At 34.8% G+C, this 17,099-nt stretch carries 12 protein-coding genes; 10 read left to right on the top strand and 2 right to left on the bottom strand.

The window, feature by feature from the left end; all coding sequences use genetic code 11:
• The first annotated feature begins 57 nt into the window (after nucleotides 1-57).
• The 6 genes from MTX13_RS05165 (at nucleotide 58) to MTX13_RS05140 (ending at nucleotide 11,174) form a co-directional block, all read left to right on the top strand.
• On the top strand, nucleotides 58-819 hold the full coding sequence (locus MTX13_RS05165; protein ID WP_250433313.1) for an exodeoxyribonuclease III: 762 nt from the start codon (nucleotides 58-60) through the stop codon (nucleotides 817-819).
• Between the two features lie 10 nt (nucleotides 820-829).
• On the top strand, nucleotides 830-1,789 hold the full coding sequence (locus MTX13_RS05160; protein WP_250433312.1) for an OmpA family protein: 960 nt from the start codon (nucleotides 830-832) through the stop codon (nucleotides 1,787-1,789).
• Nucleotides 1,790-1,875: 86 nt separating this feature from the next.
• A complete protein-coding gene (locus MTX13_RS05155) occupies nucleotides 1,876-2,913 on the top strand; it encodes an NADP(H)-dependent aldo-keto reductase (protein ID WP_250433311.1) in 1,038 nt (345 codons plus the stop codon).
• A 258-nt stretch (nucleotides 2,914-3,171) separates the two neighbouring features.
• A complete protein-coding gene (locus tag MTX13_RS05150) occupies nucleotides 3,172-8,307 on the top strand; it encodes a T9SS type B sorting domain-containing protein (protein ID WP_250433310.1) in 5,136 nt (1,711 codons plus the stop codon).
• A gap of 23 nt (nucleotides 8,308-8,330) precedes the next feature.
• Nucleotides 8,331-9,242 carry a PorP/SprF family type IX secretion system membrane protein gene (locus MTX13_RS05145; protein ID WP_250433309.1) on the top strand — a complete coding sequence of 304 codons (912 nt, stop codon included), beginning with the start codon at nucleotides 8,331-8,333 and terminating at the stop codon, nucleotides 9,240-9,242.
• An 18-nt stretch (nucleotides 9,243-9,260) separates the two neighbouring features.
• Nucleotides 9,261-11,174 carry an OmpA family protein gene (locus MTX13_RS05140; RefSeq protein WP_250433308.1) on the top strand — a complete coding sequence of 638 codons (1,914 nt, stop codon included), beginning with the start codon at nucleotides 9,261-9,263 and terminating at the stop codon, nucleotides 11,172-11,174.
• Between the two features lie 53 nt (nucleotides 11,175-11,227).
• Here MTX13_RS05140 and MTX13_RS05135 read toward each other — a convergent pair whose 3' ends face one another.
• Both MTX13_RS05135 and MTX13_RS05130 read right to left on the bottom strand, forming a co-directional pair.
• Nucleotides 11,228-12,772, bottom strand: a complete 1,545-nt coding sequence (locus tag MTX13_RS05135; RefSeq protein WP_250433307.1) for an Rne/Rng family ribonuclease — start codon at nucleotides 12,770-12,772, stop codon at nucleotides 11,228-11,230.
• Between the two features lie 388 nt (nucleotides 12,773-13,160).
• Entirely contained in the window at nucleotides 13,161-13,451 is a 291-nt protein-coding gene (locus MTX13_RS05130; RefSeq protein ID WP_223032593.1) for an HU family DNA-binding protein, read from the bottom strand.
• 136 nt (nucleotides 13,452-13,587) lie between these two features.
• On the opposite strand from MTX13_RS05130, the gene mutY reads away from it, so the two are divergent.
• From mutY to gldD, 4 genes are all read left to right on the top strand, one after another.
• Nucleotides 13,588-14,610, top strand: coding sequence for an A/G-specific adenine glycosylase (mutY, locus tag MTX13_RS05125; RefSeq protein WP_250433306.1), 1,023 nt, complete (start codon nucleotides 13,588-13,590; stop codon nucleotides 14,608-14,610).
• A gap of 91 nt (nucleotides 14,611-14,701) precedes the next feature.
• Entirely contained in the window at nucleotides 14,702-15,160 is a 459-nt protein-coding gene (locus tag MTX13_RS05120; RefSeq protein ID WP_250433305.1) for a single-stranded DNA-binding protein, read from the top strand.
• Nucleotides 15,161-15,182: 22 nt separating this feature from the next.
• Entirely contained in the window at nucleotides 15,183-16,487 is a 1,305-nt protein-coding gene (locus MTX13_RS05115; protein ID WP_250433304.1) for a gliding motility-associated protein GldE, read from the top strand.
• Nucleotide 16,488: 1 nt separating this feature from the next.
• Nucleotides 16,489-17,073: a gliding motility lipoprotein GldD gene (gldD, locus tag MTX13_RS05110; RefSeq protein ID WP_250433303.1), complete on the top strand. Its 585-nt coding sequence runs from the start codon at nucleotides 16,489-16,491 to the stop codon at nucleotides 17,071-17,073.
• Nucleotides 17,074-17,099 lie beyond the last annotated feature (26 nt).

The raw sequence follows: 17,099 nt of genomic DNA, 5'->3' as shown, positions 1-17,099 counted from the left end.
TTTAATAGTGTAAAAGTAACGCATTATTTACTTTAGCTAAAATTCTAAAATATAAACATGAAAATCATTTCGTATAACGTAAACGGTATTCGAGCAGCCATTAATAAAGGATTTGTAGATTGGTTGAAATTGGCTGATCCAGATGTGGTTTGTTTACAGGAAATAAAAGCCATGGAAGACCAATTGGATTTAAGCTTGTTTCACAATGCAGGTTATGAACATACCTATTGGTTTAGTGCACAAAAAAAAGGATATAGTGGTGTAGCGATATTGAGCAAAACCAAACCAAACCATATAGAATTTGGTACAGGAATAGAGTCCATGGATATTGAAGGTCGAAATCTACGGGCAGATTTTGATGGATTTTCTGTAATGAGTTTGTATTTACCATCAGGCACCAACGATTTGAGGTTACAGCATAAGTTTGATTACATGGATATGTTTCAGGATTATACCAATACATTGAAATCTAAACTGCCAAACTTGATAATATGTGGCGATTATAATATTTGTCATGAAGAGATAGACATTCACAACCCAAAAATGAAAGGTGTCTCTGGATTTCTTCCAGAAGAAAGAGAGTGGCTTGGTAAGTTTATAGACAATGGCTTTATAGATTCTTATAGGTTCCTACATCCAGAACGCCAAGAATATAGCTGGTGGAGTTATCGTGCAAATGCCAGAGCTAATAACAAAGGATGGCGATTAGATTATGCCATGGTTTCGCAACCCTTACAAGAAAAAATTAAAAGAGCCGTTATACTCACGGAAGCAGTACATAGTGATCACTGCCCTATATTATTAGAAATAGAAAATTAATAGCAAACAAATGAAGAGAACAACACTTACAGTAGTCGCAATGGTAATGCTTTTATCGGCATGTGTGTCGCCAAAAGTTTATAAAGATTTAGAAACAAAGTATGGCGATTTAAAAGAACAAAATAGAGAATTACTTGCTGAAAATGATGAACTTTTAAAAGCAAAGAATGATGCACTTAATGAACTGGAGCAATTACAAGCTCAATATGATAAGACGCTAGCTGAACGCGATAAGTTGCAGCATGATTATAACGCAGCAAAAACAAATTTAGATAACCTTAAAGCATCTTATGATGCACTAGAAGCTAATAGCTCGGCGGCTATTGCTGAAAATGTTCAAAAAAACAGAGAGTTATTGGCACAGCTTGAAGCCAAAGAACAAGCTTTGGAAGCAGAAAGTGGCCGATTGGAAAAATTAAGACAAGAACTGGAAGCGCGATCCAATCGTGTAGCCGAACTAGAAAGTGTTATTGCAGCCAAGGATGCAGCCATGAACCAATTAAAAGAGGCTATTTCAAGAGCACTAACTGATTTTGAAGGTAAGGGCTTAACCGTTGAACAACGAAATGGAAAGGTATACGTATCAATGGAAAATAAATTATTGTTTGAATCTGGAAGTTGGGCAGTTGGTTCTAATGGAAAACAAGCTGTAAAACAATTGGGAACCGTTTTAGCCGATAACCCAGATATAGCAATATTAATTGAAGGACATACCGACAATGTGCCTTATAAAGGGAATTCGCAATTAAGTGGAAACTGGGATTTATCAACAAAAAGAGCAACAGCTATTGTTAATATATTGCGTGAAAATCCATCAATTAATCCTGAAAACTTAACGGCTGCTGGTCGTGGTGAATTTGCACCAATAGCATCTAATGATAATGCAGAGGGCAGAGCAAAAAACAGACGAATTGAAGTTATTCTAACACCTAAACTAGACGAAATTTCAAAACTTCTCAATGAGATTTAAGTAATGTAATTTGTTTATTAGTTAAACCTTTCAGGATAGTTGTTATTCTGAAAGGTTTTTATATTTATAGAGTAAAATTAAAAATCATGAAATACACAACACTACCACAAACAAATATAAAAGTCAGTAAAATATGCTTGGGAACTATGACATGGGGAAACCAAAATACAGAAGCTGAAGGTCATGCCCAAATGGATTTAGCTGTTGATAGAGGCGTTAATTTTTTTGATACAGCAGAGTTGTATCCTGTTCCAGCAACAGCAGAAACTTATGCGGAAACCGAGCGGATTATTGGAAACTGGTTTCAAAAATCAGGACAAAGGGATAAAATAGTATTAGCCACTAAAATTGCTGGGCCAGGAGATTATACCGCTCATATAAGAACTAACGGATTTAGTAAGGAAGCCATAAATGATGCTGTTAATGAGAGTTTAAAACGCTTGCGAACTGATTATATTGATTTGTATCAATTGCATTGGCCAGAACGAAACACAAATACATTTGGTGTTCGCGATTATGTTCATAATGAAAGTGACACATGGTCGGATAATTTCAATGAGGTTTTAAATACATTGGATAGCATAATAAAATCCGGTAAGATAAGGTATATAGGTATTTCCAATGAAAAAGCTTGGGGAACTATGCGTTATTTAGAAGAGTCTAAACAAAAGAACCTTCCGAGAATGATAACCATTCAAAATGCTTACTCATTGTTAAACCGTGTTTTTGAGGGCGACATGGCAGAAATAGCAATAAGAGAAGATATAGGTTTGTTGGCCTATTCGCCTATGGCTTTTGGCGTGCTATCAGGTAAATATGTTACAGGTAATGCAGCAGAAAATGCACGTTTAAAATTGTTTCCAAGGTTTGCGAGATATAGTAGTGAGCAGTCAACAGAAGCTACTAAAGAATATCTGAAAATTGCCAAAGACAATGATATGTCTCTCGCACAAATGGCCTTGGCATTTGTTAACCAACAACCCTTTGTTACAAGTAACATAATAGGAGCAACATCTTTAGAGCAATTAAAAGAAAATCTGGGCAGTATAGATTTAGTGCTTAAAGAAGAGGTAATAGAAGCAATAAATGATGTTCATAGAAAAATTCCAAACCCTGCACCATAATCAGAAGAAGTGTTATAAAATCCGACGAATCGCATAAGGGTTAATTTCTCCAATTCAGTTTAACGATGAAAAGCGTAGTTAATCTATTAAGCTTGTGTTAAGAGAGCCTAAACAGAGTTTTTTTATAATTTTAGGGATTAATAATTTAAGTATTATCTGGTGAATTTAGCGTGTTTTTTTGAAGCTGCTTTTCCCTTTTTAGAAGTAAGCTTTAAAGGATTTATTCACTTTAAACATTAACTAACTATAATATTAATAATGAAAAAAATTACACTTTCACTTTTATTTGGGTTAATTTCACTTGTTGGGTTTTCTCAAATAGGATTAGTAGAAAATTTTGATGCTAGTGTAACCTTACCAGCAGGTTGGACTAGTGATCCTGGAGATTATGCTGTTTCATTTGTCCAAAATTGCGACGGATGGTCAGTTAGATCGAATTTTGATGACACCAATCTTACAGGTGCATTAACATCACCAAATGTAGTTGGTCAGTCAAATGGAACTGATTTGACAATTGCATTTGACTATAAAATTGTAGACTGGTCGGCCGCAACAGACCCAACACCTCCTGGATGGGGTGAGTTGTATGTTCAATATTCCACAAATGACGGTGGGACATGGAATACAGTCTTAACAATTAACGATGTTAACCATATAACCTCAAATGAGTGCGCCAATATTTCTGCAACTGTTCCTGCTGCAAGTTTGCCTGCAGGTTCGGATTTTAAACTGCGTATTGATGCTGCATGGGCAATAGGTACATACTATGTGTATTTAGATAACATTGCTGCCACACAAGTAGTTTCAGATCCACCTTCTTGTGTTAACTTAATTACACCTGCAAATGGGAGTACTGGTGTTGGAATCAATACCAATTTAGAATGGTCTGCAGCAACTGGAATTCCTCAAGGCTATGTGTTATCAGTTGGCACAACTCCAGGAGGAACAGATATAGTGGACAATTTAGACGTAGGTTTATCAACAACATTTAACTTCCCAACTGCTCTAGAATACAGTACAACATATTATGTTACTGTTTTGGCTTATAATGCTAACGGTCCGGCGGTTGGTTGTACAGAATTTTCGTTTACAACAGGAGCTGACCCTAATGCACCTGTAGATTGTGCTTCTGGTGTGCCAGTTAATATTGAATATTGTTATACAGATAACGATACCATGTCGTGGAATTTCCAAAGTTCTGATGGCGGTCCATTAAACATCCGTTTTAATGCAGGTCAAATGGAAAGCTGTTGCGACGATATTATTGTTTACGATGGACCTGATAATACAGCTCTGGTTTTATTCAATGGAAACAATGGCGGTGATTTGACAGGTATATCTAGAAACACCACAGGTAGCACACTTTATGTTGAAATGGATACCGATGGTTCTGTAAACTGCCAAGGTCTTGGTTATGTGCCAATTAACTTTGATGTATCTTGTATAGATTTAACGGCTGTTCCTAATTGTAACTCAGTGTTAACTACACCTGCTAACGGCGATGTTGCTGTAGATATTAATACCGATATCACATGGAGTGCAGCGTCTGTAATTGTAACAGGTTATACTATATCAATAGGTACAACACCTGGAGGAACTGATATTTTGGATAATTTCGATAACGGAAATTCAACAACTTATGATCCAGGAACCTTATTATACGAAACCACATACTATATAACAATAGTACCATATAACGATAATGGTTCAGCTATTAATTGTAATGAACAAAGCTTTACAACGGAAAATGATCCAAATCAAATTTTAGATTGTGATGTAGGTGAAACCGTTAATACTGTTTATTGTTATAGTGCAAATGATACTATGACATGGAACTTTGCAAGTAATAATGGAAACCCATTATCATTGGTCTTTAATGCTGGTTGGATTGAAGCAGGATGGGATGAACTTATAGTTACAGATTCTGATGGTACAATTTTATTCCAAGGTGATAATGGAGGAGATTTAACTGGTTTATCTTGGGTATCTTCAGGAGGATCATTAGAAGTTTCTGTAGATTCAGATGGATCTGTAAGTTGTGATTCAGGCAATCAAACACCATGGGACTTTACGGTTTCATGTTTTGACCCTACAGCAACACCAGATTGTAATGCATCTTTGACAAATCCGGTGAACGGTGCAACAGATGTTAACGAGAATGAAGATTTAATTTGGACCGCAGCATTTGGTCAAGTAGATGGCTATATTTTAAGCATTGGTACAACACCTGGCGGAACTGACATTGTTGATAATTTAGATGTAGGAAATGTATTAACATACGATCCGGGAACTTTAGCTTTTGATACTACGTACTATGTAACCATTGTACCTTATAATGCCAATGGTAACGCCACAGGTTGTGTTGAGGAAAGTTTTACAACACGCCCAGATCCAAATCAAATCCTTGATTGTTCAATTAACGAGACAATAAATACAACATATTGTTATGTAGCGAACGATACTATGGAATTTAATTTTGCGAGTAACGATGGTTCACAGTTAGTTGTATTTTTCAACGCTGGTTGGATTGAAGCTGGATGGGACGAATTAATTATTACAGACTCTGATGGAACTATTATTTTCCAAGGAGATAACGGTGGCGATTTATCAGGTTTATTCTTTATTTCTTCTGGTTCATCAATAACGGTAGGTGTAGATTCAGATGGATCTGTAAGTTGTGGTAGTACTGGACAAACAGAGTGGGATTTCGACGTACAATGTTTTGATGCAACTGCAGTGCCTAATTGTAATGCAGTGATGACAACTCCTGCTGATGGTGGAATAGATATTGATATTAATACCGATATTACTTGGACAGCAGCCTCTATTTTGGTTGATGGATATACTATTTCTATTGGCACAACACCTGGAGGGACCGATGTTGTTGATAACCTAGATGTTGGTAACGTTTTAACTTACGATCCAGGAGTTCTAGATAACGCTACAAATTATTATGTAACTATTGTGCCTTATAATAGTAATGGTCCAGCAATAGATTGTACAGAATATACGTTTAAAACCATTTGTATACCTCAAGTGGTATCATTTAATGCTATAGGTGATTGTGAAACAGATCCTGATAATCCTGATTTCGTAATAGAGGTCAATATTACAGATTTAAGTGGGGCAGCATCAATAATTGTTTCTGACGATCAAGGTAGCCCAGATCAAACTGCAAGCACTACAGGTATTGTTACAATGGGACCTTATACCGCTAACACAGTGGTAACAATTACTACCATTAAGTCTGATGATGATACTTGTGATGTAATAAGTAGTCCTATAACATTTATTTGTCCACCACCACCAAACCCTTGTTCTATTGTGTATGCTGGTGAGGATGCTGATGTAGATTGTTTAAACCCTGAAACCGATTTAACAGCTAATTTCCATTTATTTGGTCAAGATACTAGCACATATATTATTAATGGATTAGATACTTGTCCTTTACCACCAGTTGTTGGAGGTACTCCTACGAGTTTGGATATTGACGACAGATGGTCTGAAGTTATTGACATAGGATTTGAGTTCTGTTTCTTTGGAGGTGTTTATAATCAAATTCTTGTAGGATCTAACGGTGTGTTAAGTTTCGAACTTGAAAATGCAGGAGGATTTAATGGTTGGAACATTGATCCAGGTGATACATTACCTAATAATGATAACCCTTCTTTAACGCAAGCCAATATTTTTGGTGTAGCTCATGATATTGATCCAGGAGTTTGTGGAGACATTAATTATTTGGTTATTGGTTCGGCTCCTTACAGAATGTTTGTTGTAAACTATACAAGTGTTTGTCACTTTAGCTGTAATAGTATAGAGTCTAGTAGCCAAATTATTCTTTATGAATCATCAAATAACATTGACATTAATGTTTTTGAAAAACCAATTTGTCCAGGATGGAACGACGGTAATGCTGTTATTGGTGTTCAAAATATTGACGACACAGCTGCATTTACACCTGCAGGAAGAAACACCGGTGTTTGGGAAGTTACTCCAGACGCACCGGAATCTTACAGATTTGCACCTTCAGAAGGAACACCAAACTATACGTTTGAGTGGTTAGATGAAAATGGTGTTGTTATTGGAAACACAGAAACAATTACAGTATCTCCTACAGCAACTACAACTTATACTGCATCTGTAACATATGAGTTATGTACTGGAGGTACATCTACAGTTGTGGATCAAGTAGTTGTTAATTATGATAATTCTGGTGCTGAAGATCCATCATTTACTTTAACACCTACATGTGATGGCGCAACTGCAACAATAACAGGAACTACAGGAGGAACTTTTGCCTTTAATCCTGATCCTGCAGATGGAGCCGTAATTGACCCTGATACAGGTACAATTACAAACGGAGTTCCAGGATCTACTTACTCTGTTGAGTATACGACAGGAGGGACCTGCCCAACTTCTAGCATTGAAACGGTTACTGTTTTACCAGCTGATGATGCTTCATTTACAATGACACCAAATTGTGACGGTGCCACCGCTACGATAACTGGTGATACTGGTGGTACATTTGCATTGAATCCACCGCCTGGCGATGGGGCATTAATAGATCCTGTTACAGGTACTATTACAGATGGTGTTTCAGGAACAACTTATACTGTAGAATACACAACTTCTGGAGCTTGTCCAGAAACAAGTACACAAAATGTTACTGTATTACCAGCTGATGATGCTTCATTCACGATGACACCAACTTGTGATGGCGCTACAGCAACAATAACAGGGACAACAGGAGGAACATTTATCTTTAACCCATTACCAACTGATGGTGCGGTTATTGATCCAGTCACTGGTGAGGTTTTTGGATCTGCAGACACAACCTATACTGTAGAGTATACAACTTCAGGAGTATGTCCGGAAACAAGTTCACAAACAGTTACTACTTTTGCAGTTGAAGATGCATCCTTTACAATTTTAACACCAATATGCGATGGTGTTGAGGTACAGATAACAGGTGATTTAGGAGGTACATTTGCTTTTAATCCAGAACCAAATGATGGCGCAATGATAGATCCTGATACAGGGGAAGTAACAGGTGGTTCTCAAGGTACAGAGTATACCATTGAATATACAACTTCAGGGCCTTGTCCAGAAGTGTCAGTTCAAAGCTTTGAAACTTTGGCTTGTGTTATTCCACAAGTAATTACTCCAAATGATGATGGATTTAATGATACATTCGATTTAAGTAGTTTTGATGTAGAAAGTTTAGTAATCTACAACAGAAATGGTACCGAAATATTTAAAAAGACCGATGGTTATACAAATGAATTTTATGGTGTAGCAGACAATGGAGATGAACTTCCAGTTGGTACTTATTTCTATGTTATGAAATATCAAGGTGGAAAAGTAAGAACCTCATGGGTATATATCAACAAGTAAACTAACACAACCAAAATTTTATAATGAAAAAACTATATATAATTTTAATATTCTTATTGTCCGCATCATTTATGCGAGCGCAACAAGATCCGCAGTATACACAGTACATGTATAATATGAACGTTGTTAACCCAGCTTACGCAGGTTCTTTTGATGGTATTGCCATTGGAGCACTTTACAGAAGCCAATGGGTTGGATTAGATGGTGCACCAAATACAGGTACATTATCTATTAGTTCTCCAGTAGGTAAAAATGTAGGTTTAGGATTGTCTTTTATTAGTGATGAGATAGGTCCAGTTAGAGAAACCAACGTATATGGAGACTTCTCATATACATTACAATTAGGAGGAGATCACCGTTTAGCTTTAGGTGTCAAAGCTGGAGCAACATTTTTAGATGTTGGGTTAGTTGATTTAGATGTTATAGACCCTAACGATCCATTTTTAGAAGAAAATATAGATACGGTAAATCCAAACGTTGGTGCAGGTGCTTATTTATATAAGCCAGATACCTATTACGTATCTGTTTCTATGCCTAACATGTTAAATTCTGTTCACATTGATCAAAATGGCACAAAAATAGGATCTGATACACAGCACTTATTTGTAGCTGCTGGTTATGTATTTCATTTATCTGACAATTTTGCCTTAAAGCCGCATGGTATGATGAAAATGGCTTTTGATTCACCAGTGAGTTTTGATGTTAATGCTAACCTTTTTATGTACAACATTGTTGAAATTGGAGCAGGATACAGATTGGATGATTCGTTTAGTGCAATGGTTAATTTCATGGTAGCACCTAACTTAAGAATAGGCTATGCTTATGATAGTATTACGTCAGAATTAGATGTTACAACATCGGCTTCTCACGAGATATTTATCAACTTCGACTTTAGTTTCTCGAAGAAAGTATCACGTTCACCTCGTTATTTCTAATCACTTAAGCTAAACATTATGAAAAACTTTAAAGTATTTATCACATTAATATTAATGAGTAGTTTAAGTGTAACTGCTCAAAACAAAAAAACTGCAGCTGCCGACAAACATTTTGCAAAATTTGAGTTTGTTGACGCTATTGAAGATTACCAAAAATTAGTAGAAAAAGGAGAAGCAGATGCTTATGTTTACAGCCAACTGGCAGAAGCTAATTACAACATATTTAATACTGTTGAGGCTGAACGATGGTATGCAAAAGCTTTAGAGTCCTCTCAAAGTCCAGAAATGATTTACAAGTATTCTCAAATGCTTAAGGCAAACGGGAAATATGCCGAATCTAATGAGCAAATGAGTCGCTTTGCTGAAATGAGACCAGGAGATGACAGAGCAGTTGCTTTTAAAGCAAATCCAGATTATTTGCCAAAAATTTTAGAGAAAGGAAAGAAATTTAATATTCAAAATTTAGATATTAATTCTGAACAATCTGATTTTGGAGGTGTGTTAAATGGCAATCAATTTTATTTCACTTCTGCTAGAAATAAAGCTAGAAAAACATATGGTTGGAACGATCAACCTTTTTTAGATGTTTATGTGTCTAATCTTTTGACTGATGGTACATACCAAGAACCAGATTTAGCTGAAGGTGATATTAATACAAAATATCATGAAGGGACTGTAACATTTAGTCCAGATGGTAACACAGCTTATTTTTCAAGAGAGAGCTTTTTTGAAGGTGAATTTGAAAAAGATAGTATTTCAAACACCAAGTATAGTGTACTACACATGTTTAAAGCTTCTAAAGATGGAGATAGTTGGAGAAATGTTGAGGCATTACACATAAATAGTCCAAACTATAACGTTAGTAATCCGTCTATAAGTTCAGACGGTAAGACCATATATTTTCATTCTGACATGCCAGGAGGATTTGGGTTATTTGATATTTACAAAGCTCCTGTTAACGATGACGGAACCGTTGGTGAGCCTGTTAATTTAGGGCAAAAGGTTAATACTGAAGGCAATGAGAAATTTCCATATGCAAGTAGTAATGGTGATATTTATTTTTCTTCTGATGGTCATTTAGGACTAGGAATGCTTGATGTATTTTACACCAAAGAAATTGATGGTAAGATGGCGCCTGTGCGTAATGCTGGAATACCAGTTAACAGTAATGCAGACGATTTTGCTTATTACATGAATGAAGAAACAGGTGAAGGCTATATATCCTCTAACCGTGAAGGTGGAAAGGGAAGCGATGATATTTATGCATTAAAGAAATTACAACCAATGTGTGATGTGTTAATTACAGCTACTGTTGTAGATGCAAACACAGGAGAGCCTTTAAGCGGAGCTATGACAACACTTTATGATGATGCCGGAAACAAAGTGAATTCAAAACCAACCAATGCTGAAGGGGTTGCCGAGTATATGGTTGAATGTGAGAAAGATGTAAGAATAGAAGCTACTATGGATGAATACGAAAGTGGACAAGCTATGGTAAGTGGAACTAGAGAAGAGGAGCAAGCAGTTACAATTCAATTAGATCCTATTGAAGAATTAATTGTAGCCGATAGAGTGGAGTTGGAACCAATATATTTTGATTTTGACAAGTCTAATATTACATCTAAAGCTGCATTCGAATTAGATAAGTTAGTTCAAATTATGAACAAATATCCAGATATGGTTATTAAAGCGACATCGCATACAGATAGCCGAGGATCTGATTCATATAATGAGGCATTATCTGATAGACGTGCAAAAACAACCGTTCAGTATGTGGTTTCAAAAGGAATAGATGCCAATAGAATTTCTGGTATTGGTATGGGAGAAAAAGAACCAAAAGTAAATTGCGGTTCTAACTGTACTGAAGAGGAGCACCAATTAAACCGTCGTTCAGAGTTTATTATTACTAGCGGAGGCCCAGCACAAGAATAAAAATTAATAATAATAACAATAAAAAAAGCCTTACTATTTAGTAAGGCTTTTTGTTATTTAATTTGATTACCATCTTTATCGAAAAAGTGGTACTCTAAATATGTGTAAGCATCTCTTGGTAAAATCTTTACCCATTTTTTGTGTTCAAAAAACCATTTTGAACGAATAGATGGAAAACCTTTGGTTAAAAAGGCTGCTATAAAAGGATGTGTGTTTAATGTCAGCTTTTTATAGTCTTTTTTAAATAATTGTTCAAGATCATGAGTTATTTTAGGTACAATACCTATTGGAGCCTCAACTTCTTGTCCATTAATTGCGTCAGGATTCTCTTCACGCGTTTTAATGTTCATTTCTTGGCGAACCCTTTGTCTTGTAATTTGTACCAATCCAAATTTACTTGGTGGTAAAATTTTGTGTTTAGCTCTATCATCCTTCATTTCATCACGAAGAAAATTATAAAGCTTCTTTCTGTTTTCAGCTTTGCCCATATCAATAAAGTCAATAACAATAATGCCACCCATGTCGCGTAAACGCAATTGTCTAGCAACTTCTGCGGCCGAAATTAAATTGACTTCTAACGCGGTGTCCTCTTGCGTTTTAGCCTTATTTGAACGGTTACCGCTATTTACATCAACCACATGTAGGGCTTCTGTGTGTTCGATAACCAAATAAGCGCCTTTGGCCATAGAAACGGTTTTTCCAAAAGACGTTTTAATCTGTCTTTCAATACCAAATTTCTCGAAAATAGGCACGTTAGATTGATATAGCTTAACTATTGATTCTTTCCTTGGCGCAATTTCTTGCACATAATCTTTAATTTGAATATAAAGTTCTTCATCATCGACATAAATACTTGTAAAAGTATCGTTAAAAATGTCTCTTAAAATTGATGAAGCCTTATTTAATTCACCTAGTACTTTACTAGGATGGTGAGCTTTGTCTAGCTTTTTACACATTGCGGTCCAACGACCAAGCAAGTTTTGTAAATCTTTGTCTAGTTCTGCTACTTTTTTGCCTTCTGCTACAGTACGAACAATTACACCAAAACCTTGAGGTGTAATACTCCTAACAAGGCGTTTTAAGCGATCTTTTTCTTCTTTGTCTTCTATCTTTTGAGAAATAGAAATTCTATCAGAAAAAGGCACCAAAACTATATATCTACCAGCTATTGAAAGCTCTGAACTTATTCTAGGTCCTTTGGTCGATATAGGTTCTTTAACTATTTGTACTAAAACAGACTGATTTGATTTTAAGACGTCAGTAATTTTCCCGTCTTTATCAATATCTTTTTCAAATGGGAAATTCTTTAAAGAATAATCTTTTAGTTTACCTGTGCTTACACGTTTTGTGAATTTTAAAAGGGAAGGAAGTTTAGGTCCGAGGTCGTGGTAATGTAAAAAACCATCTTTCTCGTAGCCCACATTAACAAATGCAGCATTTAAACCAGGAACAGCTTTTCTTATTTTGGCTATAAACACATCACCAACCGAAAAGTTGTTACCACCTTCGTCTTTATGTAATTCAACTAGTTTTCCATCTTTTAATAAGGCAAAATCAACATTTTCAGAACTCGAACGAATAATCAATTCTTTATCCATTTAGTTAATTTTTATCCATACAATTAAGTACAGATGGATTAATACTATATTTTTAATCTAACAACTATTATTATTTTTTAGTTGTCAGACTGAATGCCTTGATTAGTCTTAATAATTTAAGATTAAAGTTTTTAAAGGCATTTCACAGGATTTTAAATCCATGGAGCAACTTATTCGAAAGGTAATACGAAAAGAGGCTCAATATCAAAGAACGTTTTGATTTTAAAACCAAAAAAGTAGTTAAACAACTACTTTTTTAGCTTATTTTTTCTTTTTGTGACGATTTGCGCGTCTTCTTTTTTTGCGCTTGTGTGTCGCTACCTTGTGTCTTTTTCTTTTTTTACCACTTGGCATAAATGTCTTCTTTTAAGGTTAATTATTTAATGTTTTATTTAACGTCTACGTTTGTTTTAACACCTTCTACAAAAACTTTTGCTGGTTTAAACGCAGGTATATTGTGAGCAGGTATTTTAATGGTTGTGTTTTTTGAAATATTTCTACCTGTTTTTTCTGCTCTTGTTTTTACAATAAAGCTTCCAAATCCTCTTAAGTAAACGTTATCACCGCTTTCTAAAGAAGTTTTAACTTCATCCATAAATGTTTCTACTGTTGCTTGTACATCGCCTTTTTCAATTCCTAATTTTTCAGAAATTTTTGCTACTAAATCAGCCTTCGTCATTTTAAATATTTTATTACGTTACTATTAATCTTTTAAAGGGATGCAAATATAGGAATTTAAAATTCAATATTTCAAACCTAAATCATTAAAATTTAAGAATATAAACGATTATTTTTGCGATTAGTATATTCTGTAAATGCATATTACAAAAACTTTAACATATTGGTATTCAATAAATAAGCGATTTTTGCCTTGGCGTAAAACTAAAAATCCATATTACATTTGGCTATCAGAAATAATTTTGCAGCAAACACAAGTTAAGCAAGGGTTACCTTATTATGAAGCTTTTGTAAGTCAATATCCAACAGTCTTCGACTTGGCAAATGCAACGGAAGAGAATGTTTTAAAACTTTGGCAAGGATTAGGGTATTATTCACGTGCGCGAAATCTTCATGCTACAGCAAAATATATAGCTAAAGAGCTAAACGGAAAATTCCCTGAGAGTTATAAGGAGCTGATTAAATTAAAAGGAATAGGAGATTATACTGCTAGTGCTATTGCTTCTATTTGTTTTAATGAGGCCACAGCTGTTGTAGATGGAAATGTCTATCGGGTTTTAGCACGCTATTATGGTGTAAGTACTGCTATAAATAGTACTCAAGGTAAAAAAGAGTTTAAGGTCATTGCCCAAGAAATTTTAGATACAAACAATCCTGCTGAATTTAATCAAGCCATTATGGAGTTTGGAGCTATTCAATGTAAGCCTAAAAATCCAGATTGTAATATTTGCCCATTAAACGAAACATGTAGCGCATTTAAGCATAATAAAGTTAACGTATTGCCTAAAAAGAACAAACAATCTAAACCCGTTAAGAAGTACTTTAACTATTTAGTTTATATTTCCCCAAAAGGGGAAACAGTTTTGGAAAAGCGCGAAGGGAAAGGTATTTGGCAAAACCTGTATCAGTTTCCTTTAATCGAATCAAAACAGCCTTTAGCAATTAATGAACTTAAATCTCAACTTAAGATAAATGAACAGCACATTACCTTATATAATGACAAGAGTATAGTTCATAAGTTATCCCATCAGCATTTATATACCAAATTTTGGATAATCAAATCTGATATGTTACCAGAGCCAAGTATCCCTATACACACTATTCATAAATATGCAACACCTATTTTAATTAAAAACTTTATAGATGACTTTAATTTTTGATTGGAGATTTACGGCAATCATATTTTTTTATTAAATTTAAGATTATGAAAAGCAAAAGATTAATTTTGCTTTTCAAATTAAACAGAATATTATGTCAGGAACATTAAATAAAGTTATGCTAATTGGGCATTTAGGCGATGAAATAAAAATGCATTATTTTGAAGGAGGTGGATGTATTGGTCGTTTTCCACTTGCAACAAATGAAACGTACACCAATAAGCAGACTAATGAGCGTGTTACAAATACCGAATGGCACAATATTGTCGTTAGAAATAAAGCCGCAGAGATTTTTGAGAAATATGTTAGCAAAGGCGATAAAGTATATATTGAAGGTAGAATAAAAACTAGAAAATGGCAGGACGATAGTGGTAACGATAGATATTCCACAGAGATTCAGTGTACAGAATTCACCTTTTTAACTACAAAGAATGAAAGTGGTTCGCAAAACCAGCAAGATAGTCAGCAAAACAATAGTCAAGGTCAGGCTCGACAAGAGCCAATTACTCCGAAACCAGAGGTAGATTTACCGGACGACGATTTACCATTTTAAAGTATAATTTAAACCCTAATCTTTGGACCCAGAACCCATACGATTTCTTTCATTTTTAACTGCAATTGACTTATCGGTTGTAATTGGTTTGGCACTCTTATTTTTACTACTGCTATGCTCTGCCTTAATTTCGGGAGCAGAAGTAGCCTTGTTCTCTTTAACACGAACCGATATTGATGATGGCGATGAGGTAATTAGTACTAAAATTGGCATCATCACTAAATTATTGGAGCGCCCAAAAAAACTACTTGCAACGATATTGGTAGCCAATAATTTTATTAATATCGCCATCGTAATATTGTTTGCCTATTTAGGCGATTCTTTATTTGGAAGTATTCAATCAGAAATATTACAATTTGTTTTAGAGGTTATTGTAATTACCTTTTTAATTCTATTGTTTGGCGAGATTTTGCCTAAAATATATGCTAGCAGAAACCGTTTGAAGTTTTCTTTGTTTATGGCATATCCGTTAAGGGTTTTAGACTTTTTATTTTCACCGTTAAGTTTACCCATGCGAAGTATTACACTGGCTATTCATAACAAATTTGGGAAACAAAAATCAAATATAAGTGTTGACCAGCTTTCTCAAGCTCTCGAGTTAACAAGTGAAGCTGATACTACTGTAGAAGAACAAAAAATATTGCAAGGTATTGTTTCGTTCGGAAATACAGACACCAAACAAGTTATGCGTCCGCGTATTGATATTTTTGCCTTAAATATAAGTGAGAAGTACGTTGACATAATTCCTGAAATTGTAGAAAATGGGTATTCTAGAATCCCAGTTTACGAAGAAAATATCGATTCAATAAAAGGTATTTTGTATGTAAAGGATTTGCTGCCTTATATTGATAGAAAACAGTTTGATTGGACCACTTTATTACGTGAACCATTTTTTGTTCCAGAAAACAAAAAGCTAGATGATTTAATGGCAGAATTCCAAGATAAAAAAGTGCATTTAGCGGTTGTTGTTGATGAGTATGGTGGAACTTCTGGACTAATTTCTTTAGAAGACATTATTGAAGAAATTGTAGGCGATATTAGTGATGAGTTTGATGATGAAGATTTAATTTATTCTAAATTGGACAACAACAACTATGTTTTTGAAGGTAAAACGGCTTTAAAAGATTTTTATAAGATAACTAAACTAGAGAATGAAACGCTTTTCGAGGAACAAAAAGGCGAAGCCGAAACAATTGCTGGGTTTGTTTTAGAGATTTCAAAAAGTTTTCCAAAACAGGGCAGTAAAATAAATTTTGAAAACTACGTTTTTACAGTAGAAGCTTTAGACCAAAAGCGCATAAAGCGAATAAAAGTTACATTACCTTAATATGAAAAAAGTTTTAAGTCTAACACTTGTGGTATTATTGGGCTTATCATGCGCTAATGAAACCTTGCCCAAACCAAGTGCATATTTAAGATTAGAGTATCCCGAAGCGCAATATAAAACCTTTGATACTGGATTTCCGTTTGCCTTTGAAAAAAATGAATTGGCTAAAGAAATTAAGGCAAGGACCCTTTCGGTCGATTCGGGAAGTTATGGTATAGATCTCGTTTATCCCGATTTAAAAGGTACCATATACCTAACATACAAACCCATTAACAATAATAATGAGCGATTGATTACTCTGTTAAAAGATGCTCAAGGGTTTACGCAAGAACATACTTTAAAAGCTGATGCCATTTCTGAGCAGGTTTTTGAAAGCAAAGAAAAAAGAGTTTACGGTATGTTTTATGAAGTTGGTGGTAATGCAGCTTCGCAATCACAATTTTATTTGACCGACAGCATCAATCATTTTTTAACAGGTTCTTTGTACTTCTATGCCAAACCTAATTACGATTCTATTTTACCAGCAGCCCATTATTTGCAAAAGGATATTAAGCATATCATAGAAACTGTAAAGTGGAAAGAATAAAAAAAGCCTAATGAAATTCATTAGGC

The organism is Hanstruepera flava, assembly GCF_023634025.1.
Classification (GTDB): domain Bacteria; phylum Bacteroidota; class Bacteroidia; order Flavobacteriales; family Flavobacteriaceae; genus Hanstruepera; species Hanstruepera flava.
This window is presented reverse-complemented; position numbering and strand designations above follow the sequence as displayed.